The sequence below is a fragment of the Kiloniella laminariae DSM 19542 genome (assembly GCF_000374005.1).
In the GTDB taxonomy this organism is placed as follows: Bacteria; Pseudomonadota; Alphaproteobacteria; order Kiloniellales; family Kiloniellaceae; genus Kiloniella; species Kiloniella laminariae.
On sequence record NZ_KB893170.1, the window covers coordinates 156,570 to 177,624 of the forward strand.

Below are 21,055 nucleotides of genomic sequence, written 5' to 3' on the forward strand. Positions count from 1 at the left end.
ATAAATCAGTTCTTCCTAGAAGATAATGCGCTTCTGCCCCTAAGCAACAGTAAAGGGGGGAGAAAAGAGTATATTTTTTGGTTCAAAGCGCATTTTTATGCTCTGCTGCTCCTCATATCCCGGTTGGACATAATCCAGATGGGGTACGGATATGACTTTATCCCCAAAAAACACTGCAGGCAGCGAGTAGCGCCCCGCCATGGGAATGTCACTTTTTTTTGCTGCCGGGAAAATCTCCGAGAGCTGCTGCCACCCCCTTCTTCCCAGTGCCTTCAGCGCCATCCCCTTTACGGGCAGGTCCGCATCAACAAAGACGTGAAACCTGTTATCCCAGAGGAATTCCCCTTCTTCAAGCAAGCGGTCTTCAATATTCCGGTTTTCCCGGACCAGGAACAGCTTGTCCTTTACTCGCGAAAGACAACAGCCGCCAAGAGAGGCTATATCCTTATTTTTGCCGAGAAGGTCCTGCGCCAAATTTTGGATTTGTGCCGTTCGGGGAGAATAACTTCCTCCCCCTACCGTCAGAAGTCCTCGCGCCAGAGCACGGCAGAACAATTCTTCGTCAATACTCGCCGAGTCGTTTAGATCAATAGAAATATATCCTTCCGGATAAAGAACCACTTGCTGATCGATAAACCGGTCGGTTCTGCTTTGCAGGTTCCGCCTGATTCGCCCCAAACTGCTGACAATGCGGATAAGAGTTTCTGCCCTGATCCCCTGCTGTTCGAGCAAAGGCATCGCACGACGTAAAGCATTGCGTGCATAATCATTCTTGTTATTGCTCGCTTCTTCAATCCAGCCCCAGCCCTGGCTCTTCAACGTTGCAATCAGCCTTGCCTTCGGCAGGGATAACAGAGGCCTGATCAACATGACATCTGCTTCTCGACGCAGCAGGGACATGCCCGCCAAACCGTCGGGACCACTGTGCCTTTGCAATCGAAGAAGCAGGGTTTCCAGCTGGTCGTCCTGATGATGCGCCAGGGCAAGAAAACGGATATCCTTTTCGCGACACCAGCGGCTCAGCATCTCATAGCGGGCTTTTCGAGCTTGCACCTGCAAACTGCCGCGCCCCGACATCTTGTCAGTCCAGGGCAAAATATCGTGGGATATTCCCTCATCAGACAGCCGTGCCTGAACCCAGGCAGCCTCGGCAGAAGATTCGCTGCGCAGCTGATGATCAACCGTAGCCGTGAAAACAGTCTTGTCCCGAACCCTTGCCCAGCGGGACAAGAGAAGTGTCAGGGCCATGCTGTCACTGCCGCCCGAAACAGCTATTCCCAGGCGATTGCCCATCGCCATCGAAGGAATACGCGTCATCAGAGCAGCAAACTCGGAATCAGAAATAGCGGACGTCAGCGGAAAGACATCATGCACGGCTCACTCGCAATCAACAGGGCACGCTCAACAAATATCATGTGTAGATATTATTGGCAGTTCAGACGCTGCATTTCCTGGGTAGCACGCTGTTTAATGATAGAGGACGCGCTGGGATAGCGGTTAAGCAATTCACCGAATGTTCCGCAAGCGTCCGAGGCACTCCCCAGGAATCCCAGAGAAAGTCCCAATTTCAGAAGATTATCTGGCGCTTTGGAGCTGTTGGGATAGCGCTGGAAAGAATCGGCAAAGGTAACAGCCGCCTGCTGATAGTCACCGCGAACATAGTAGGTCTCTCCCAGCCAGTAGGTCGCGTTTCCGGCCAGCGTATCTTCAGGGTTGCGATCAACAAAGGTCGAAAAGGCCTGTTCTGCCTCGTCGTAACGTGCCTGGCGCAGCAAACCAAAAGCGAAGTCATATTGTTCTTTGGGCGTCTCTCCGGGAAGGTTATAGCCACCAACTTCATCTGTACGCAGTCCCCCTTGAATCAGACTTTGTGGCGAAGGACTGTCTACGGGCGTTGTAGGTGCAGTGGCAACCTGCTGCTGGTTTTCAAGGCTGTCGGCGCTAATCGATCCCAGAACACCTGGCTGATTTGAAACAGGGGGCTGAGCAGATGGACTCCCCTGTTGCCCACCAGAAGAAAGCGACTGCTGGGACAGTCCCTGATTTCCGTTTTCAAGATTTTGTAATCTGAGGTCCGTATCGGCGATCAACTTGTCCATGCGCTGACCCAACTGGTCAATCCGGTAATTTACCTCTTCAAAACGACCCGTCAGATTACGCATTTCAGTTTCAAGCTGGGACAGACGCAATTCAAGACGCGCTGTTCCTGCTCCCCCGGCATCACCACCGGAGACTGCTGCCAGATCAGCCGCAGAAGGTTCCTTGCCCTGATAGACATGCTGCTGAAGCGTCTGTAGCTCACGTTGCAAACGATCAATCTTGTTTACCAGTCCCTGTGTCTGGGAACTCTGTGACCAAGCCACAGGCTGCCACGCCAGCAACACAACAGCTGCCGTCATAGCAAAACAAAATCTTTTCAAATTCGTGTTCATCACAGACACCTTCATCTTGAATCTTCAAATAAAGTATTTCATCAGCCTTGTAGCGCACCATCTTGGTAAGAATGTGGCACCCCGAAGCGAAAAAAAATCCCGTCTGGCATCACCAGACGGGATTTTTATAGGCCAGTATTTACGCTTAGTTTACAGCGAAAACTGCACGACGGTTCTGGGCCCAAGCTTCTTCGGTTGAACCGAGAACAGCTGGACGCTCTTTACCGAAGCTTACAACCTGCAGGCGGCTTGGGTTTACACCCAGAGCAACCAGATAATCACGTACGGAGTTTGCACGGCGTTCGCCAAGTGCAAGGTTGTACTCACGTGTACCGCGCTCATCGGCATGACCTTCGAGGGTCAGCGTTACCGCAGGATAGCTGTTCAGCCATACTGCGAGAGCTTCGGTTGTTTTCTGGCTGTCGGCAGACAGATCGCTCTGGTCATAGCCGAAGAACACACGGTCCCCAACGTTAACCAGAAGGTGTTCCAGAGTACCTGGCTGAGGACCCTGAATTGTAGATGAGCTCACAGAGGAAGACTGGTCAGTGGACGCAGCCGTCCCATCGTTTGACCCCCCTGCATTTTCATCTGATTTGCTGGCGCAAGCACTTAGAAACAATGCGGCGGCGAACATGGTGAGCAACTTAAAGCGCATAGTGTTTTGCCCTCTCGAGTAATACCCGGATACTTAATTGTTGAGGTGATCATTTCCAAAAACGGAAGATCACCGGAGAAACTCAAAAACCCCCTAGTCGCACCGTCTAGATCTGTTAGCACACGACTCCATTCGGTGAGCGCCACGACTATATCGGCATCGACTGAGATTATCAAGCAACAGATGATGACATAAATGCAACTAATGCATTATTACCACATCTTGTTGTATTACTGCAACAGAGGTGACCAGGCTGGATCAACTCCATCCAGAACTGTTACAACTTCCCGCTCGTTATAGCCGGAAAGATCAATGGTGTAGAGCTTGCTCTTAACCTGACCGCGGCTATCAGACTTACCCTGTTTAAAGTAGGAAATAACCCTGCCATTTGGCGACCAGGTCGGCCCCTCGAGATGGTAGCCTTCAGCCAGCATTCGCTCTCCGGAACCATCAGCCTTCATCACACCAATGAAAAATTTTCCACCAGAGATACGTGTAAAAGCAATCAGGTCACCCCGTGGAGACCAGACAGGCGTGGCATAACGCCCCTTGTTAAAGGAGATCCGGTTTACATTGCCGCCATTGGCATCCATCACATAAAGCTGCTGGCTGCCTCCACGATCAGAGTTGAACACAACCTTTCTGCCATCCGGAGAGTAGGAAGGAGAAGTATCAATTGCAGGATGGTTGGTCAGGCGGGTAAATTTCCGGGTCCGCAGATCCATGGTATAGATCTCGGTATTTCCCTTGTCCGCCAGGCTCATGATCACGGAATTCCCATCCGGCGCAAACCTTGGCGCAAAGCTCATCCCCTTGAAATTCCCCAATACTTCTTCCCTGCCGGACTGGATGTCCAGCAACATCACCTTCGGTACATTCCCCTCAAAAGAGAGATAGGTCACTTCCTGTGATGTAGGAGAGAAGCGTGGTGTGAAGACATCAAAGCGACCGCTGGTCAGGAAGATGTGATTGAATCCATCCTGATCCATGATCGCGAGACGACGCTGGCGCCGATTCTGCGGACCTGTTTCAGAAACATAGACAATGCGGGTAGTGAAATATCCACTCTCGCCTGTGAGCCGGGTATAGATTGCATCAGAGATCTGATGCGCGACCTTGCGCCAGTTTGTACGGGTTGTTGTATAACGATAGCCCGTCATCATGTTCTCAGCATAAACATCCCAGAGCCGGAACTCGACCTGGACCTTGCCATCCCCAAGAACCTGCGTTGTTCCGGTCACAAGTGCCTGGGCATTGATCAGGCGCCAGTCGCCAAAACGGACCCCCACTCTCAAGGAGTTTGCATCCTGAATGAAGGCCTTGCTGTCAATTGGACGAAACAGACCTGTCCGCTCCAGATTCGCGGAAATAACCCCGGCGATATCACGCCCGATCAGCTGGTCTTCCGGCTGGCCGCCCTGAAAATCTGACACCGCGACAGGAAGAGGCTGCACAAAGCCCTGGGAGATATTCACGTTGATCTCGGCCTGAGCAGGAGCACTGGCAACAACCATCCCCAGCGTTGCTCCGGCAGCCAAAACCAGATTACGTATAGTTTTTAATAAATTCACCGTTTTTTCTCCTGTTCACTGCCCAAACATGGATGAAGGATCGAATCGCAGATGTACTGTTTCCCAGTCGGAATACAAGTCAGGCTTGAGTTCCGTATAGGGAGAACAGCTGATAATGGCCCTGCGAGCTTCTTCAGCTGCAACTCTAAAATATGCGTCCCGATTGAAACGCGTCTGATCATCAATAGTAACATTCTGTACACTGCCATCTCTACGCAACGAGATGCTGATATCAACAATCATATCTTCGGCCTGCAAGCGGCCAGCATCCACACGCCAGCACTGACGCATCCGCTGTTGAAAATACATTTGCATATCGTTGATCTGGCTGGCAGAGGCCCGACGCGTATTCGAAGCCGGTTGAGCTGTGGATGTCGAAGAACTTGTCGTTGGCGCAGTTTCTTTCGGCGCTGATTTAAGTTTTTCGACATTTTTCAGGATCGAAGACAGAGCATCCGCTTTGGGTTTCGGTTCCTCTTTCTTCGGCTCCTTCTTGGGCTCCGGCTTTTTCTCGACTTCCGGTGCCTTTTTGGGCTCAGGCTTGGGTTCCGGCTTGGGCTCTTTCGGCTTTGGTGGTTCCGGTTTCTTCAGTTTCTCGGGAATCACTTCCGGCTTCGGTGGTTGCACAATTTCCGGTTCAGGAGCCTCAACTTTCAAGGGCTTCGGTTCAGGCTTGGCTTCTGGCTTAGGTTCTGGTTTAGGTTCGGGCTTGGGCTCCGGTTTAGGTTCGGGCTTCGGCTCGGGCTTGGGTTCCGGTTTTGGCTCGGGCTTTTTAGGCTCGGGTTTTGGTGCAGGTTTCGGCTGCGGTTTTTCTTCTGGCTCCGGCATCGCCTCCAGATCACCCAGCATAACCAACTCAACCGGGACAATTTCCTCGGCCATAAAAGGTTTCTTGAACCGTGGCAATCCAAAGATCACAAACAGCAAGAGAACCAGATGAATAAAGAAGGAAAGAGCAACGCTCGAACGCATGATATCAGCGGCTTCCCGTCTATTTTTCGCTCTGGGGCAATTCGGCAATCAATGCGACTTTACTAAAGCCTGCACTGTTCACCAGCCCCATCACCTGCATGACACGCCCATAGTCAATCGCTTTGTCGCCGCGAACATAAATACGGGTATCAGGCTTGTTTTCCGTTACCGCCTGAAGGCGTGGGATCAACTGATCTTCCTCAACCATGGCCTCCTGAATGAAAAGCTCACCGTTCGCATTCACGGATATCACCAGAGGTTCTTCCGACTCACTCAAGGACTGAGCCTGGGTTTTGGGCAAATCCACCGGCACACCAACTGTTAACAAGGGTGCTGTAACCATAAAAACAATCAGGAGAACCAGCATCACGTCCACAAAAGGCGTCACGTTAATGTCACTCATTGGACGTCGGCCGGATCTGTTCCAGCGACGCCCGCCTTTGCTGCTGCTGCCACTGAGACTAGGAGCCCCCATCTCAGTGTTCCTCTAGCTGACGTGACAGAATCGCACTGAACTCACCAGAGAAAGCCTCAAGCCGCGCCCCGTAGCGACCAATATCGCTTGAAAGCTTGTTATAGGCCAACACAGCGGGAATAGCGGCGACCAGCCCCAATGCTGTCGCAAACAAAGCTTCTGCAATCCCGGGAGCAACAACCGCCAAACTGGTATTCTTCGAGGCTGCGATCGATGTAAAGGCGTTCATGATCCCCCAAACGGTTCCGAAGAGCCCGATGAAAGGAGCAGAAGACCCGACAGAGGCAAGGAAAACCATCCCGCGTTCCAGCAGGTCCATTTCCCGGTTAAGACTTATATCCATAACCCGGTCGATACGCTGCTGCAGGCTTACCCGCGCCTGATCAGTTCGACTGCCGTTACCCCGGCTGCTGGCCCTGCGCCATTCGCGCATAGCTGAAATAAATATCGTCGATACGGGATCCGAAGGACGCTTCTCAATTCGATCATACAGGTCGTCAAGCGAACCACCCGACCAGAAGGCATCCTCAAACTGGTCTGCCCGCTTACGAAGTTTCCGTAACTTCAAAATCTTGTCGAACATAATGGCCCAGGACCAGATCGACGCCATGATCAGAAGGAAAATTACGATCTTGACGATAATATCAGCCTGCAGGAAGAGTCCCCAAACACTCAGGTCATGCACTGCGGCACCGCCAAGCGCGATGGCATCTACAGCTTCGCCCCCAAGAGCAACACTCTCAACTGTCTCAACAACTTCATTTGCCATCTTATCTGACAGCTCCTTCTAGAACCCTAAAATAGATGTAAAAGCCTGACGAACTTCGGCCGGAATCCGAGCCGGCCCTCCCCTCTCGTCAACACAGGCGATACGGATATCACATCTGGCGATTTCCGCATCTCCAAACATGATCACCTGCTCAAAAGAAAGACTTGCCCCCTTTATTACAGTGATTCGGGAACGGACTTCCAGCAGGTCATCAAGGCGCGCAGGCCGGGCGAATGTAACAAAGCAGTCCTTTACGGCAAAAAAAAGGCCGAAACGCTTGCTCAATTCGGTTTGTTCAAGGCCAACGAGACGCAAAATTTCTGTTCTCGCCCGCTCTGCAAACTTTAAGTAATTGGCATGATAGACAATTTGGGCATTATCGGTGTCTTCGTAATAGACCCTGACGGGAAAACGGTGGAGACCCTTTTCAATACGCCCTGACTGGGGAAGATCACAAATTTGTTTCACACTCATGCATCGTCATCCGGATTGGCAGAAGATTCTGACAACAAATCCATCTGTACAGTCCGCCGCAGAGATACATCGCGGGGTTCAGCCAGTCCCAGATACCGATATCCGGCCGAGGTCAACATTCGTCCCCGGGGTGTACGCTGCAACAACCCCTGCTGAATCAGATAAGGCTCGATCACATCCTCGATCACATCCCGCTGCTCTGACAAGGCTGCCGCAAGCGTTTCTGCCCCGACAGGTCCGCCGCTATAGTTATCCGCAATGATTCGCAGATATTTACGGTCCATTGCATCCAGACCGGCCTCGTCAACATCAAGCCGTTTCAGGGCAACATCGGCATCTCGCGCCTCGATCAGCTCAACCCCGGCAACAGAAGCAAAATCCCTGACCCGGCGCAACAGGCGCCCGGAAACACGTGGTGTTCCCCTGGAGCGGCGGGCGATTTCCAGCGCCCCTTCATCTGTCATTGGCGCATCAAGAATACGGGCGCCTCGAGCAACAATCTGCTGAAGTTCGTCAGGTTCGTAAAACTGAAGTCGCAAAGGAATGCCAAAGCGTTCTCTCAGGGGGGTGGAAATCAGCCCCGAGCGTGTCGTTGCCCCGATCAGGGTAAAGGGAGGCAGATCAATCTGCACCGACCTTGCTGCTGGTCCCTCTCCGATAATCAGATCGAGTTTAAAGTCCTCCATTGCCGGATAGAGAATTTCCTCAACAACGGGAGAGAGCCTGTGAATTTCATCAATGAAAAGCACATCATAGGGTTGCAGGTTGGTCAAAATCGCCGCCAGGTCCCCGGCCTTTGCAATAACAGGTCCCGATGTCGCCCGGAAGCCAACGCCCAGCTCCCGCGCCACGACCTGCGACAAAGTGGTTTTTCCAAGTCCGGGCGGACCAAAAAACAGAACATGGTCAAGCGCATCCCCACGCTGCTTGGCTGCCTCGATAAAAATATGCAGATTCTCGCGCAACTGCCGTTGGCCGATAAATTCGGCAAGACTCAGCGGGCGCAAGGATTTTTCAGCCCCATCACCCTCGGAAAACTCGGCAGAGATCAAACGCTCTTCGCTCATTTCATCAACTCCGCCAATCCACCTTTAATCAAAACCTCAAGGTCAGCATCCGCTCCCTTGTCACTCGCCACCTTGGCGACGGCACTATAGGCCTCAGACCTGCGATACCCCAGATTGACCAGGGCCGAAACCGCATCTTCAGACACAGCAAGTTTGCTTTGCCCGGAAGGAGACATTCCCGCCTTGCCATCTCCTGAACTTTCTTCCGCACTGACAGTTCCCCCCAAAGAAAGGCTGCCAATTTTGTCTTTCAGTTCGGTGATGATACGGACGGCCAGCTTGGGCCCCACCCCGTTCGCCCGGGTAAGGGTCGTCTTGTCTTGTGATGCGATAGCCAGCGAGAGTTCCTGGGGAGAAATTGCCGAGAGCAGAGACAGAGCCATTTTTGCCCCGACACCCTGTACGGTACTCAGCGTGCGATACCAGTCCTTTTCAGCCTGGCTGGCAAAACCGAACAGATGAAAATGGTCTTCCCGGACATGGGTCTCGATAAGGAGGCTGGCAACTTCGCCAACTGGTGGCAAGGCAGAAAGGGTCCGGCTTGAACAAAAAGCGACATAGCCAACACCTCCGACATCAAGCATCACCCAGTCATCACCGCTGGAATCAACTTTGCCGGTCAACTTGCCAATCATCGAAACGTCTTCCCCCTGCCCTTGGCAGCAGCCTTATAGGGCGAAGCCTTGCGCCCCTTATTGCCCTCATCCTGCTGTCTGGCCTCATCCTGTTTTGCCAAAGCAGCAGCGATCGGGTCACTGACACCCGCGGCCCACTTTCGCCCGGTTGAGACATTATGCGCATGACAGATTGCAACAGCCAAGGCATCAGCAGCATCGGATGAGGTAATTTTACAGCCGGGCATGAGACGCTCAACCATCATCGCAACCTGATCTTTGGTTGCGTGCCCTGTTCCCACTACAGATTTTTTGACAATCATTGGCAGGTATTCCCCCACCGACAGCCCCGCAAGAGCAGGCGTAATCAAGGCTATGCCCCGCGCCATCCCAAGCTTCAGGGTCGAACTGGGGTTCTTGTTTGCAAGGGTAATTTCGACGGCGGCCTCATCAGGTTGATAATCCCCGAGAACAGCACGTATTCCGTCGTGAATTTCAACCAGACGGTTGGGGAGTTCATTCGTTGAAAGAGTTTTGATCACACCATTTGCAACATGGTGCAAACGGTTCCCTTCAGATTCAATAATGCCCCACCCGGTAAAACGAAGGCCGGGATCCAGTCCAATGATCCTCATAGTTCCCGGTCCGGCCTCCTCATGATCTAGCCCGCTGTCAGCTTGGCCATAATCTCGTCATCAATTTCAAAGTTGGCACTGACGTTTTGGACATCGTCGCTCTCGTCCAGTACATCAATCAATTTGAGCATGGTCGAGGCTTGGTCTTCCGTCAGACTGATTGTATTCTGGGGCCTCCACTGCAGACCCAGCTCACTTGGCGTGCCAAAACGTTCGTTCAAGGCGTCCCGCACCGTGGCAAAATCATCGGGATTACAGATGATATCGTGCTGTTCATCCAGAGTTTCCACATTGTCTGCACCTGCTTCGGCCGCAGCCTCGAACATACTGTCAGCATCCGCAGTCTCAAGCGGATAGGTGATTACACCAACCCGATCAAACATGAAGGAAACACTTCCGGTCTCGGCCAGAGCCCCACCCAGCTTGGAGAAAGCTGCCCGCACTTCAGAAGCGGTGCGATTACGGTTGTCTGTCGAGGCTTCAACGATGACGGCAACACCACCCGGGCCATAGCCCTCATAGCGCACATCTTCGTAGTTGGCGACCTCTTCACCGCCTGCGACACGCTTGATCGCCCGATCAATGTTGTCTTTGGGCATGTTGGCGACGCGCGCAGCCATAATCGCATTGCGCAGCGCAGAATTCTGCTCTGGGTCGGGCAGACCTGAACGGGCCGCAACCATGATCTCACGGGTATGGCGGGCAAAAATCTTTGCCCGCTTTTTATCCTGTGCACCCTTGCGGTGCATGATGTTTTTAAATTGTGAATGTCCTGCCATGAGCAGACTTCCTAAACTCTTGTCTAGTGAAACGGAAATTTTAAAGCCTTCTATCAGGATTTCCCTGCCAGAAGAAGCCCTAATCGTTGGTTTTTTTGATCCCTCCGCCAAGAACGCCGCTTCAACAATTGGGCAATTAACTAAAGTTTAAGCTAAAGATAATAACGTGCTATACTCTAACGCGTTGCCTCCAACAGGAACGACACGACATTATGGCAGAAGAATTCCATATCCTTGATTTCTCACAAGACAACCAGATTGATGCCAAGGAGTTTTCCAGAAGAGCCGAGATCGCGGCCTCTCTGACAGAAGATTTTGCGATGGACGCAGGCATGGATGCCCTAAACACCCTGCTGCTTGTCGCAAAGAATGTACAGCAGTCTACGGCTGGCGACGAAAATCTCTTGCAGCAGAGCCGTGCAATCGCAGCGGATACTCTGGATCAGGCAACTCTTATGATTGAAGAGGTCGAGCGCTTTAAAAATCTCTCAGCAGAACTCTCGCGCCACTGCTAAATCAACCAACATCCAGTACAAGAGTGCCTAACCGCTTTTCAAAGCTCATGCGACTTCCGGCATGCTCTGAGACAAACGTCCCCCTATACGCACAGGTTCGACCCTGAGCGCCAGTCCGGTTTTATCATCCGTTTCCACAAAAAGGGCACAGAGCGTCGCCTCCCCCGTTGCAGGGCTCATACGTTCTGTTGGCAGCTTGCGGGTAAAGCGCAAAATCGGCACTTCTTTTTTCATTCCGATGACAGAATCAAAATCGCCCGTCATGCCCACATCACTCTGATAGGCCGTACCTCCGGGCAGGATGGTATGATCCGCTGTAGGGACATGTGTATGGGTTCCAACCACAAGACTGACCTTGCCATCAAGGAAATGTCCCATAGCCATCTTCTCACTGGTGGCTTCACCATGGAAATCAACAATGACAGCTGAAAGTCCTGTTCCCAGTCGATAGCGTTCCAGAATTTTGGCAATGACTGCAAAGGGATCATCCATCGGATCCATAAACACCCGGCCCATCGCATTGATGACCATCACCTTGCGGCCCCCCGGAGCTTCATAGAGAGCAGCCCCGCGCCCCGGTGCACCTTCCGGGAAGTTTACCGGGCGCAGCAACCGGGATTCACTGTTGATAAAACTCAGGGACTCGCGCTGATCCCAACTGTGATTTCCGCCAGAAACCACATCGGCACCGGATTCAATAAACTGTTTGCAGATCTTTTCAGTGATTCCAAACCCAGAGGCTGCATTCTCACCATTGACCACAACAAAATCCAGTTTCAGATCACGCCGTAATCCGGGCAAATATTTGCTTATGGCATCACGGCCGGAACGTCCGACCACATCTCCGCAAAACAACAGTCTCATTACTCTTCCTTCAGGCACCGGGTCCTTGTTCGACAGGTCAAAGCTAAAAAACAAGGACACAGCCGCTGTTAATTCCAGCAGCAGGTATAAGGTTTATCCCGACCCAGTCCAAGAATATTCTGGAGAATTACCTCGCTTGCCGGGGCCGGGTAATCTGGAAAGCCTCCCGTTCGGTGACGATCCAGTCCAGTGGCTGGTCATACGGTCCTCGAATGACAGAATCCATTTCCTGATCAGCATAGGCGATGCCAATCGCCGTGATCTTTTTGAGCTTTCTGAGTTTTTCCAGCGTCCGATCATAAAATCCACCGCCGTACCCCAGGCGATAACCGGCACGATCAAAAGCCAGAAGGGGTACAAAAAGCACATCCGGATCAAGCTCTTCCCTGTCCGCAGCTGGTTCTCTTGTCCCGAATCCCGCCTCAACAAGCTCATCTCCTGGGGCCCAGCCCCGGAAAATCAGCGGCTTTCCCTCTCCCAGCATCACCGGAAGCACAGGCCGGAATCCCCGTTGATGCAGAGCCTGTAGCAAAGGGAGAGGATCCAGTTCGTCCCCAAGTGGCCAATAGGCCGTGACAACAGCTCCGGCAGGCAAATCAACAGTCTCGAACAGACGATCGCGGAGGACCGTTGCGGCATCAGGTAGCGCAGCGAACGCTTGGGCGCGTCGCTTCTTGGCCTCTTTGCGAAGAGCCTTTTTCTGCTGATCAATGATGAGTGTATCTGACATGAAATCGCCCCCTCCCGGCGCTGGCGTAACAGGCCAGCCCTTACGTTAGATAAATAACCCGAAAGGAAGTGTAAGTGGTGCCACAGTAACCGTTAGTTCCAAGTCCTCTTGTGGCCTGCAATGCAGGTGGGCGCCATATACCAAGACCACGATCCCAGCAGGGACAGCTCCCGTAAGAAGATTTAGGCCCCAGGGAAATTACGAACCTCACGCGTTCCGCAGCACCAGAACGTTCTTCTACTGGCTTTCCAGCCGGGCAGCAATATCTTCCAGACGATCTGCACAACTTTCCAGCGCGGCAGCGACTTGCTCTGCCTCTACATCGCCATTTGCAGAACTCTTTTCCCCGCCAACCGTCTTGCCATCATCAATCTGGATATAGGCTTCGTGCAGTTCATCCGCAAGAAGAAGGCCTGCCATAAGGAGCAGATGCGCCTCGCTGACCTGCCCCATTGAGCCCCTGAGTTCATCAATCTTCTGGTTGATATACTTGGATAATCCGAGAAGGTGATCTTCCTGTCCATCCTGACAGCTGATCGAATATTTTCGACCATTCACATTAAGAGTAACCTGCGCCATCCTATTTCTCCAGTGCCGCTGCGAGCTGACCGATCGCTGTATCCAGGCGATCACCGACTTCTTGTTTTAATTTGGTGAGCTCGGCATTTTCATCCCGGCTCTGTTTCAGCTGTGCTTCCATTACCCCGAACGACTTAGCGGAGTCGCTTGACCGTGCCTGCAGACGCGTATCAAGTATCTCAATCGCATTTGTGAGCCGATCAACAGCTTTCAATAGTCTGGTCATATTAAAATTGGCCATTCACTGGTAAATTTTCCGGTCTAATCTTCCGGTGTGATTTTTCCGGCAGTATCAATAACTAACAGAGTATGTCGAGGCACCCGCAGTGGTCAACAGTCCCTCCCTGAATGCAATCTCTGTTCTGTTTTCATACAGCCAAAAGGGGCAGCATGACAACAATTCCCGATAACCCTGTTGACCTCCGGCATCCAAAGGGGCATTTTGCCGCCGGTACTGGGCCCTGCCCTGTAGATGGGCAGGATAAACTGAACCCACTTGGGGACCTATAATATGACTGCACTGCGCTTTCCCGTTTCTGCTGCGGACGCCGCGCCAGGTAGTAACCACAGCGAAATGGCAAATGCCATTCGTGCTCTTTCTATGGATGCCGTTCAGCGCGCGAATTCGGGCCATCCAGGAATGCCAATGGGCATGGCTGATGTTGCTACTGTTCTTTTTAGCCGTTTTCTAAAATTCGATCCCTTGCGCCCCGACTGGGCAAACCGCGACCGCTTTGTGCTGTCTGCCGGACATGGATCGATGCTGATCTACTCCCTGTTGCATCTCACGGGTTATCCGGACATGACCATGGAGCAGTTGAAGAACTTCCGCCAGCTGGACAGCATTACTGCCGGACATCCCGAATACGGCCACGCGCCGGGCATCGAGACCACAACTGGTCCCCTGGGACAGGGTATTGCCACGGCTGTTGGCATGGCTCTGGGTGAGCGTCTGATGAACGCGCGTTACGGCGATAGCATCGTTGACCACCACACCTATGCCATTGCTGGTGACGGCTGCCTTATGGAAGGTATCAGTCATGAAGCAATCTCTCTTGCTGGCCACTTGAAACTCAGCAAGCTGATTGTTCTCTTTGATGATAACGGCATTACCATTGACGGTTCGACAGATCTTTCCGTTTCCGACAACCAGCTCCTGCGCTTCCAGGCCTGTGGCTGGGATGCTGTCGCGGTTGACGGGCACGATCCCGAAGCCATTGCAAAGGCCATCGAGGCAGCACGTACAAGTGACAAGCCTTCATTGATTGCCTGCAAGACCGTTATCGGTTTTGGTGCACCGACCAAAGCCGGTACATCAAAAACCCATGGCGCCCCCCTCGGCGACGAGGAAATTGCTGGCACCCGCGCTAAAATCGGTTGGCCGCATGCACCTTTTGAAATTCCGGACAACATCCTGAATGCCTGGCGCTCAGCCGGAAAACGTGGTGCAGAGTTTGCGTCTTCTTGGGATGAAAAGCTTGCCGCGCTTCCTGCAGAAAAACGCAAACAGTTTGAACAGCAGATCTCTGGCAAGCTGCCTGAAGGCTGGAAAGCATCTATTCAGGCTTACAAAGAAAAAGTCGCAGCTGAAATTCCAAAACTGGCTACCCGCCAGTCATCACAGAATGCTCTGGACGTTTTGACTGCAGCGATTCCACAGATGATCGGCGGATCAGCCGATCTGACCGGATCAAACAACACCAAATCAGGAAGTCAGGGACCAGTAACAGCCAGCAGTTTCGAAGGCAGCTACATCTATTACGGTGTTCGTGAACACGGCATGGCCGCAGCGATGAACGGCCTGGCCCTTTACGGCGGTTTTATTCCTTACGGTGGAACCTTCTTGGTCTTTACAGACTATTGCCGCCCGTCCATTCGCCTTTCCGCGCTGATGAAACAGCGGGTTATCTATGTCATGACCCATGATTCGATTGGTCTCGGTGAAGACGGTCCGACCCATCAGCCTGTCGAGCACCTTGCCTCCTTGCGCGCGATTCCCAATCTTAATGTCTTCCGCCCTGCGGATGCCATTGAAACAGCTGAATGCTGGGAACTGGCGCTGGAAGCAGAAGGTACACCATCCGTCATTGCCCTGACCCGTCAGGGTCTTCCTGCCCAGCGCAAGGATATCTCGGTTAACTATTCCGGATATGGGGGCTATATTCTCAACCCGTCGATTCTGGATCGCCAAGTGACACTGCTTGCTTCCGGTTCCGAGGTCGAGATTGCCATTCAGGGCCAAAAACTTCTTGAAGCCATGGGTATCGGAACAGCTGTCGTTTCCATGCCATGCTGGGAAATTTTCAAGCAGCAGCCACAGCATTACCGGGATGAAGTCCTTTCTCCTGGCACCCTGACTGTTGCGGTTGAAGCTGCGCTGTCCTTCGGTTGGCACGAGTGGATCGGCCCGCATGGCGCATTTGTCGGCATGGAAGACTTTGGCGCTTCGGCACCGATTGACCAGCTGTACAAGAAGTTCAAGATAACGCCTGAAGCCATTGTCGAAGCCGTTAAGGCACGCCTCTGAGCCTATAACGTGGTGGTGGCCCGGGAGAAGCTCTTCCGGGTCACGCCTCAGGCCGTATATACTCGGGAACCTACTCCCTGAAAGATGCAAGGTAACGAACCATGACAGAAACACTTGCAGACATTGCACAGGCTCTCGTCCTTGACGGCAAAGGAATCCTTGCCGCGGATGAAAGCACAGGCACAATCAAAAAACGTTTTGATTCCATTGCAACAGAATCAACCGACAGCTCGCGTCGGGATTACAGGGAACTGCTGTTCCGGGCTCCTGATATCGACAAGTATATCAGTGGCGTCATCCTCTATGATGAAACCCTGCGCCAGACGGCAGCTGACGGCACACCTCTTGCCAAAGTGCTGCAGGATCAGGGTATCATTCCTGGAATCAAGGTAGACCTCGGCGCAAAAGCGCTTGCGGGGCATCCAGGTGAAACTATTACCGAAGGGCTTGATGGTCTCCGGGATCGCCTGAATGAATACGCCAGCCTCGGAGCAAAATTCACCAAATGGCGCGGTGTTTATCATATCACCGATGAATCGCCCAGTTTTGCGGCCATCCATGCCAATGCCCACGCTCTTGCCCGTTACGCTGCTCTGGCACAGGAAGCCGGGATGGTGCCAATTGTAGAGCCCGAGATCCTGATGGACGGCGAACACGATATCAATGTTTGTCAGGCTGTCAGCGAAGAAGTCCTGCGGTCGGTTTTTGCCGAGTTGGCCAACCAGGAAGTTGAGCTGGAAGGCATTCTTCTGAAACCGAATATGGTGATTTCCGGTCAGGATTGCCCAGACCAGAATTCCATAGACGAAGTTGCAGAGCGCACCCTTGATACGCTCAAGCGCTGTGTTCCCGCGGCTGTGCCGGGCATCGTGTTTCTTTCCGGCGGACAGAGTGACGAGCTGGCAACGGCCCATCTCGATGCCATGAACAAGCTGGGGCACAATCTTCCCTGGAAGCTCAGCTTTTCCTACGGACGCGCCCTGCAGGCTGCCCCGCTCCTGGCCTGGGGTGGGAAAAGCGAAAATGCCACAGCCATGCAGGCTGCTTTTATCAAACGCGCCGAAGACAACAGTAAGGCCGCGACAGGAACTTACGCCTAGGCAGAAAAGAATGAGACGCTCCTTCCCATATGGTTGGAGCGTTTTTACCAAGGGCTTAAGCCCAACAGTCGACAGACAACAAAAAGACTTTAAACCAGAGTAGTGAAAATAGGTTCCACATCATGACAGTAAAAGTTGGAATCAATGGTTTTGGTCGCATTGGTCGCCTTACGCTCCGCGGAGCTATCGAGACCAATCGCGACGACATCGAAATCGTTGCTATCAATGCATCCGGTGCACCCTCTATGCACGCCCATATGCTTAAATTCGATTCAGTACACGGTACCCTGAACGCTGATGTTGATGCTGATGAGGAAAATCTCATCGTCAACGGCCGCAAGATCCGCATGCTCCACGACCGCGACCCGGCCAAGCTTCCCTGGAGCAAATACGGCGTGGATATCGTTCTGGAATGTACCGGCGCGTTCAACAATGTTGAAGGTTCCTCCCTCCATTTGGTTGGCGGCGCAAAAAAGGTTCTGGTGTCTGCGCCCTGTAAAAAGGGTTGCGATCTAACCGTTGTCTACGGGGTGAACCACAAGCAGCTGCAGGCAGACCACAAGATCGTCTCCAATGCTTCCTGCACCACCAACTGTCTGGCGCCTGTTGTCGATGTGTTGCAAAACACCATCGGGATCAAGAATGGTTTCATGACCACCACTCATGCCTACACCGGCGATCAGACCACCGTAGATTCCAAACACAAGGATCTGCGCCGGGCCCGTGCTGCCGCCGTATCCATGATCCCGACATCAACCGGGGCAGCCCGCGCCATTGGCGAAGTCCTCCCTGTACTTGAAGGCAAGCTGGAAGGAAATGCCATTCGCGTTCCAACCGCAAACGTCAGCTGTATCGATCTGACCTTTACAGCCGAGCGGGATACCACAGTCGAGGAAATCAACAACGCCATGATTGATGCCTCCAAAGGCTATCTCAAAGGCGTTCTGGGCATCAACTCCCTACCGCTGGTTTCCTGTGATTTCAATCACAACCCCTCTTCGTCTGTTTTTGATACAACCCAGACCCAGATTATCGGCGGCAATTTTGTCCGTGTTCTGGCCTGGTATGACAATGAATGGGGCTTCAGTCTGCGTATGCTTGATACAGCCGTCGCTATGGGCAAACACCTGTAGCTCTGATCAACATCATTGTTTCTGGGATAACATCTCATTAGATAAAAAAGCGGGGCACATTCTGTGTTCCGCTTTTTGTTCATAGCAACTTGGCGCTTCTCATTGCAAACCGAGGGCTGATAGGACTAACCTCCCACCTCTTCCCTTTCAAAGCAGATGGCGCTACGAATGTATGACCTAAATCACTGGCTGGTTTTCCTTGCCGCCGCTACCGCGTTAAATCTCTCTCCCGGTCCGGATTCAATCTATATTCTTTCCAACACTCTCGCCCACGGGAAACGAGTGGGACTTGCCTCCATGGGTGGCATCGCCTCTGGTGCGATGGTTCATATCTTTGCCGCTGCTTTTGGGCTCTCTGCAATTCTGGCAACCTCGGTTCTGGCTTTTACTCTCGTCAAGTGGGTTGGCGCTGCCTATCTCTGCTATCTTGGCCTGAAAATGTTACTGTCCCGCAGCAGTAGTCTGGATCCAGTTCATGGAACAACATTTACTGCAATGACAACTATGGCCGCCTATCGGCAAGGCATCATGGTCAATATACTCAACCCCAAAGTTGCGATATTTTTCACAGCCTTCCTTCCCCAGTTTATTGATCTTGAGTTCGGTTTCGTCACTCTCCAGTTTCTTTTGCTTGGCATGATCGTCAATCTCCTTGGGGTCGTCGTTGAGCTCTGTTACGTCTTTGGCGCCGACAGGATGACCTTGGCCCTGCGGCAGAATCCTCGTGCTGCTGTCTGGCTGGATCGCCTGCTTGGCAGTATTCTGATTGCCCTTGGTATCCGGCTTGGTCTCCAGGATCGTGCGTGATGCCGCACTGTGGGAAAGGTGACTCTGTCACTGTGGGAAAGGTGACTGTAAAGGAATATTCTTTCGGGCGGTGTCATCGACCTATACCAAACCCGTTTATGAGCTATGCTCACTTGGCGATTGTCAGCGGGGGTGACCTTGGGTATGAAAAGCTATGAATTCTGAACTCTATCTTTTGACACCGCCAGAACTTCTGACTGGCAAGCTTGCGCTTGAAGACTTCCTTCCCTGCTTCAATGAAGCCCTGGGAGGCGGAAAGATTTCCTGCATTCTGCTCAGTGGTACAACTTCTTCACCTGACCTGCTGGAAAATATTGCAACACGTCTCTGCCCTTTGGCACAGCAACGTGATATCGCTTTTTTGCTGGAAGATGAGTACGAGACAGCGCTCCGCCTGGGATGTGATGGTGTGCATCTCAATTCGGCTGAAGACTACAAAAAAGCCCGACAGCATCTGGGCACTGAAAGCATTGTCGGTGTCGACTGTGGCGTCTCTCGTCATGATGCCCTCCTTGCCGGCGAGGCCGGAGCCGATTACATCGCCTTCAACAATAGACGCCCCCTGCCTGAAATAGACGACCCGGAAGTCCGGGAGTTTGAGGAAAACGGCCCCCGTGGATTGGAACTTCTCACCTGGTGGCAAACCATGATGACCCCACCTTGTGTCTCCCTGGAAGATGTTTCTGCTGATCTGGCGAGGGACCATGCCGAAGCTGGTGCCGATTTTGTTGCTGTCCAGGGAGCGGTCTGGAACCATCCTGCAGGACCGGCCAAAGCAATTGCTGAACTGAACGAGGCGATTGCCTGAACGGCGCAGAACTGATAGCTTCCGCACCGAAACAATGAATACCTGTGTTATTTGACAACTAAAGACGGGCACTAACCATGAAAATTAACGGGAACGCCATTCGCCCCGGCAATATTATTGAACACAAAGGCCGCTTGTGGCGTGCAATGAAAACCCAGCACACCCAGCCAGGAAAAGGCGGTGCATATCTGCAGGTTGAGCTGAAAGATATTCGCGACGGCACCAAGCTGAATGAACGTTTCCGCGCCAGTGAAGACGTCGACCGGGTTCGTCTTGACCAGATGGAATACCAGTTCCTCTTTGCCGATGGCGAGATGCTCAACTTCATGAACAACGAAACCTACGAACAGATCGCTCTTCACAGTGATCTTGTTGGGGAGCCCGTCTCGTTCCTCCAGGATGGCATGACAGTCACGATCGAGCTCTACGAAGAAGAGCCAATTTCAGTCGTTCTCCCTGATTCTGTGATTTGTGAAATTGTCGAAGCCGATGCTGTTGTCAAAGGGCAGACAGCCTCGTCGTCTTACAAACCCGCCGTTCTCGACAATGGCGTACGCATTCTCGTTCCACCACATATTGCTTCTGGCACCCGTGTTGTCGTCAACACTGCTGATGCTACCTATGTGGAACGCGCCAAAGACTAACGCCGATAACGGAGGATCGCTAACTGCTATCCTCCGCCCTAACTAACGGAAAGTAATTTCGATGGCATATCGCTCACCACGCATCACCGTTATGGCCAAAGCTGCCGAAAAGGCGGCCCGGAGCCTGAAACGCGACTTCGGCGAAGTGGAAAATCTGCAGGTATCGAAAAAAGGTCCCGCCGATTTCGTTTCTGCAGCGGATCTGAAAGCTGAAAAAATCCTCAAGGACGAACTGAAAAGAGCACGTCCTGAATTCGGCTTTCTCACAGAAGAAGCCGGGATCGAAAAAGGCAGCAGTCCTGATGAGCGCTGGATCATTGATCCTCTTGATGGCACGACTAACTTTCTACATGGATTGCCACACTTTGCGATCTCAATCGCTCTGGAAGTTCGCGGCGAAATCGTTGCCGGTGTAATCTATGACCCGATCAAAGATGAAATGTTTACTGCTGAAAAGGGCAACGGCGCCTACCTGAATGATCGCAGAATTCGGGTCTCTGCCCGGGTTGCCCTCGAAACAACAGTCGTTGCAACAGGAACACCCTACCTTGGTCGCGGAGACCGGGGCCCCTTCCTTCGGGAAGTTAACGCCGTCATGGCGCAAACTGCGGGTATTCGTCGCTGGGGGGCTGCGGCTCTGGATCTGGCTTACGTCGCCTGTGGCCGTTACGATGCTTTCTGGGAACGGGATCTGTCCTCCTGGGATGTTGCCGCGGGCATCCTTATGGTGAAAGAAGCAGGCGGAACTGTCAGTGAAGTAGAAGGCCGCCCGATAAAACTGGAAAGCCCGAGCATTCTCTGCGCCAATATAGACCTGCACCCGAAGATGTTGAAATTATTCAAAGAATCCGGAAAATATTGACCTAACTTCAATATTTGTTGATCTGACAAAGAGCCTGCCC

Annotated in this window: 23 protein-coding genes, 1 other RNA gene and 1 pseudogene; 8 read left to right on the forward strand and 17 right to left on the reverse strand. The window is 52.5% G+C overall.

What is annotated here, in order from left to right; genetic code table 11:
• Nucleotides 1-39: 39 nt before the first annotated feature.
• The 12 genes and pseudogenes from tilS to B152_RS0120875 all read right to left on the reverse strand — a co-directional run bounded on the left by tilS (nucleotide 40) and on the right by B152_RS0120875 (nucleotide 10,446).
• Nucleotides 40-1,374 carry a tRNA lysidine(34) synthetase TilS gene (gene tilS / locus B152_RS25675; RefSeq protein ID WP_020594392.1) on the reverse strand — a complete coding sequence of 445 codons (1,335 nt, stop codon included), beginning with the start codon at nucleotides 1,372-1,374 and terminating at the stop codon, nucleotides 40-42.
• A gap of 50 nt (nucleotides 1,375-1,424) precedes the next feature.
• The gene (gene ybgF / locus B152_RS25680; protein ID WP_169337446.1) at nucleotides 1,425-2,432 is read right to left on the reverse strand and encodes a tol-pal system protein YbgF; all 1,008 of its coding nucleotides are present in this window, start codon (nucleotides 2,430-2,432) and stop codon (nucleotides 1,425-1,427) included.
• A gap of 145 nt (nucleotides 2,433-2,577) precedes the next feature.
• Nucleotides 2,578-3,090, reverse strand: coding sequence for a peptidoglycan-associated lipoprotein Pal (gene pal, locus B152_RS0120830; protein ID WP_020594395.1), 513 nt, complete (start codon nucleotides 3,088-3,090; stop codon nucleotides 2,578-2,580).
• Nucleotides 3,091-3,320: 230 nt separating this feature from the next.
• Entirely contained in the window at nucleotides 3,321-4,661 is a 1,341-nt protein-coding gene (tolB, locus tag B152_RS0120835) for a Tol-Pal system beta propeller repeat protein TolB (RefSeq protein WP_020594396.1), read from the reverse strand.
• Nucleotides 4,662-4,676: 15 nt separating this feature from the next.
• Nucleotides 4,677-5,543 carry a hypothetical protein gene (locus tag B152_RS26260; protein WP_211212263.1) on the reverse strand — a complete coding sequence of 289 codons (867 nt, stop codon included), beginning with the start codon at nucleotides 5,541-5,543 and terminating at the stop codon, nucleotides 4,677-4,679.
• A gap of 109 nt (nucleotides 5,544-5,652) precedes the next feature.
• Entirely contained in the window at nucleotides 5,653-6,108 is a 456-nt protein-coding gene (gene tolR / locus B152_RS0120845; protein ID WP_020594398.1) for a protein TolR, read from the reverse strand.
• Nucleotide 6,109: 1 nt separating this feature from the next.
• On the reverse strand, nucleotides 6,110-6,877 hold the full coding sequence (gene tolQ / locus B152_RS0120850; RefSeq protein WP_020594399.1) for a protein TolQ: 768 nt from the start codon (nucleotides 6,875-6,877) through the stop codon (nucleotides 6,110-6,112).
• An 18-nt stretch (nucleotides 6,878-6,895) separates the two neighbouring features.
• Nucleotides 6,896-7,351 (reverse strand): tol-pal system-associated acyl-CoA thioesterase, encoded by a 456-nt coding sequence (gene ybgC / locus B152_RS0120855; RefSeq protein WP_020594400.1) that lies wholly within the window; start codon nucleotides 7,349-7,351, stop codon nucleotides 6,896-6,898.
• On the reverse strand, nucleotides 7,348-8,418 hold the full coding sequence (gene ruvB / locus B152_RS0120860) for a Holliday junction branch migration DNA helicase RuvB (protein WP_020594401.1): 1,071 nt from the start codon (nucleotides 8,416-8,418) through the stop codon (nucleotides 7,348-7,350). The genes ybgC and ruvB overlap by 4 nt, the downstream gene beginning before the upstream one ends.
• Nucleotides 8,415-9,053: a Holliday junction branch migration protein RuvA gene (ruvA, locus tag B152_RS0120865; protein WP_020594402.1), complete on the reverse strand. Its 639-nt coding sequence runs from the start codon at nucleotides 9,051-9,053 to the stop codon at nucleotides 8,415-8,417. Before ruvA ends, ruvB begins: the two co-directional genes overlap by 4 nt.
• Nucleotides 9,054-9,211: 158 nt before the next feature.
• Nucleotides 9,212-9,667, reverse strand: a pseudogene (gene ruvC / locus B152_RS24610) (crossover junction endodeoxyribonuclease RuvC); the annotation flags it as partial.
• 26 nt (nucleotides 9,668-9,693) lie between these two features.
• The gene (locus B152_RS0120875; RefSeq protein WP_026261766.1) at nucleotides 9,694-10,446 is read right to left on the reverse strand and encodes a YebC/PmpR family DNA-binding transcriptional regulator; all 753 of its coding nucleotides are present in this window, start codon (nucleotides 10,444-10,446) and stop codon (nucleotides 9,694-9,696) included.
• Nucleotides 10,447-10,658: 212 nt separating this feature from the next.
• Between B152_RS0120875 and B152_RS0120880 the strand changes: the two genes are divergently transcribed.
• Nucleotides 10,659-10,961, forward strand: coding sequence for a hypothetical protein (locus B152_RS0120880; protein ID WP_020594405.1), 303 nt, complete (start codon nucleotides 10,659-10,661; stop codon nucleotides 10,959-10,961).
• 45 nt (nucleotides 10,962-11,006) lie between these two features.
• On the opposite strand, the gene B152_RS0120885 is transcribed toward B152_RS0120880, so the two are convergent.
• From B152_RS0120885 to B152_RS0120900, 5 genes are all read right to left on the reverse strand, one after another.
• Entirely contained in the window at nucleotides 11,007-11,825 is an 819-nt protein-coding gene (locus B152_RS0120885; RefSeq protein ID WP_020594406.1) for a TIGR00282 family metallophosphoesterase, read from the reverse strand.
• Nucleotides 11,826-11,952: 127 nt separating this feature from the next.
• Entirely contained in the window at nucleotides 11,953-12,555 is a 603-nt protein-coding gene (locus B152_RS0120890) for a 5-formyltetrahydrofolate cyclo-ligase (protein WP_020594407.1), read from the reverse strand.
• A 73-nt stretch (nucleotides 12,556-12,628) separates the two neighbouring features.
• Nucleotides 12,629-12,783, reverse strand: a non-coding RNA gene (gene ssrS, locus B152_RS25870) — 6S RNA.
• Between the two features lie 9 nt (nucleotides 12,784-12,792).
• Nucleotides 12,793-13,134: a cell division protein ZapA gene (locus B152_RS0120895; protein WP_020594408.1), complete on the reverse strand. Its 342-nt coding sequence runs from the start codon at nucleotides 13,132-13,134 to the stop codon at nucleotides 12,793-12,795.
• Between the two features lies 1 nt (nucleotide 13,135).
• Entirely contained in the window at nucleotides 13,136-13,375 is a 240-nt protein-coding gene (locus B152_RS0120900; RefSeq protein WP_020594409.1) for a hypothetical protein, read from the reverse strand.
• Nucleotides 13,376-13,645: 270 nt separating this feature from the next.
• Here B152_RS0120900 and tkt point away from each other — a divergent pair, with 270 nt between their 5' ends.
• From tkt to B152_RS0120940, 7 genes are all read left to right on the forward strand, one after another.
• Nucleotides 13,646-15,661 carry a transketolase gene (tkt, locus tag B152_RS0120905; RefSeq protein ID WP_020594410.1) on the forward strand — a complete coding sequence of 672 codons (2,016 nt, stop codon included), beginning with the start codon at nucleotides 13,646-13,648 and terminating at the stop codon, nucleotides 15,659-15,661.
• Nucleotides 15,662-15,762: 101 nt separating this feature from the next.
• On the forward strand, nucleotides 15,763-16,761 hold the full coding sequence (locus tag B152_RS0120910; protein ID WP_020594411.1) for a class I fructose-bisphosphate aldolase: 999 nt from the start codon (nucleotides 15,763-15,765) through the stop codon (nucleotides 16,759-16,761).
• A gap of 122 nt (nucleotides 16,762-16,883) precedes the next feature.
• Complete coding sequence (gene gap / locus B152_RS0120915) at nucleotides 16,884-17,894, forward strand: type I glyceraldehyde-3-phosphate dehydrogenase (RefSeq protein ID WP_020594412.1); 1,011 nt, start codon at nucleotides 16,884-16,886, stop codon at nucleotides 17,892-17,894.
• Between the two features lie 168 nt (nucleotides 17,895-18,062).
• Nucleotides 18,063-18,701, forward strand: a complete 639-nt coding sequence (locus B152_RS0120920; protein ID WP_020594413.1) for a LysE family translocator — start codon at nucleotides 18,063-18,065, stop codon at nucleotides 18,699-18,701.
• A gap of 154 nt (nucleotides 18,702-18,855) precedes the next feature.
• Nucleotides 18,856-19,509, forward strand: a complete 654-nt coding sequence (locus B152_RS0120930; protein WP_020594415.1) for a thiamine phosphate synthase — start codon at nucleotides 18,856-18,858, stop codon at nucleotides 19,507-19,509.
• A 77-nt stretch (nucleotides 19,510-19,586) separates the two neighbouring features.
• The gene (gene efp / locus B152_RS0120935; protein WP_020594416.1) at nucleotides 19,587-20,153 is read left to right on the forward strand and encodes an elongation factor P; all 567 of its coding nucleotides are present in this window, start codon (nucleotides 19,587-19,589) and stop codon (nucleotides 20,151-20,153) included.
• Nucleotides 20,154-20,214: 61 nt separating this feature from the next.
• The gene (locus tag B152_RS0120940; protein WP_020594417.1) at nucleotides 20,215-21,015 is read left to right on the forward strand and encodes an inositol monophosphatase family protein; all 801 of its coding nucleotides are present in this window, start codon (nucleotides 20,215-20,217) and stop codon (nucleotides 21,013-21,015) included.
• Nucleotides 21,016-21,055 lie beyond the last annotated feature (40 nt).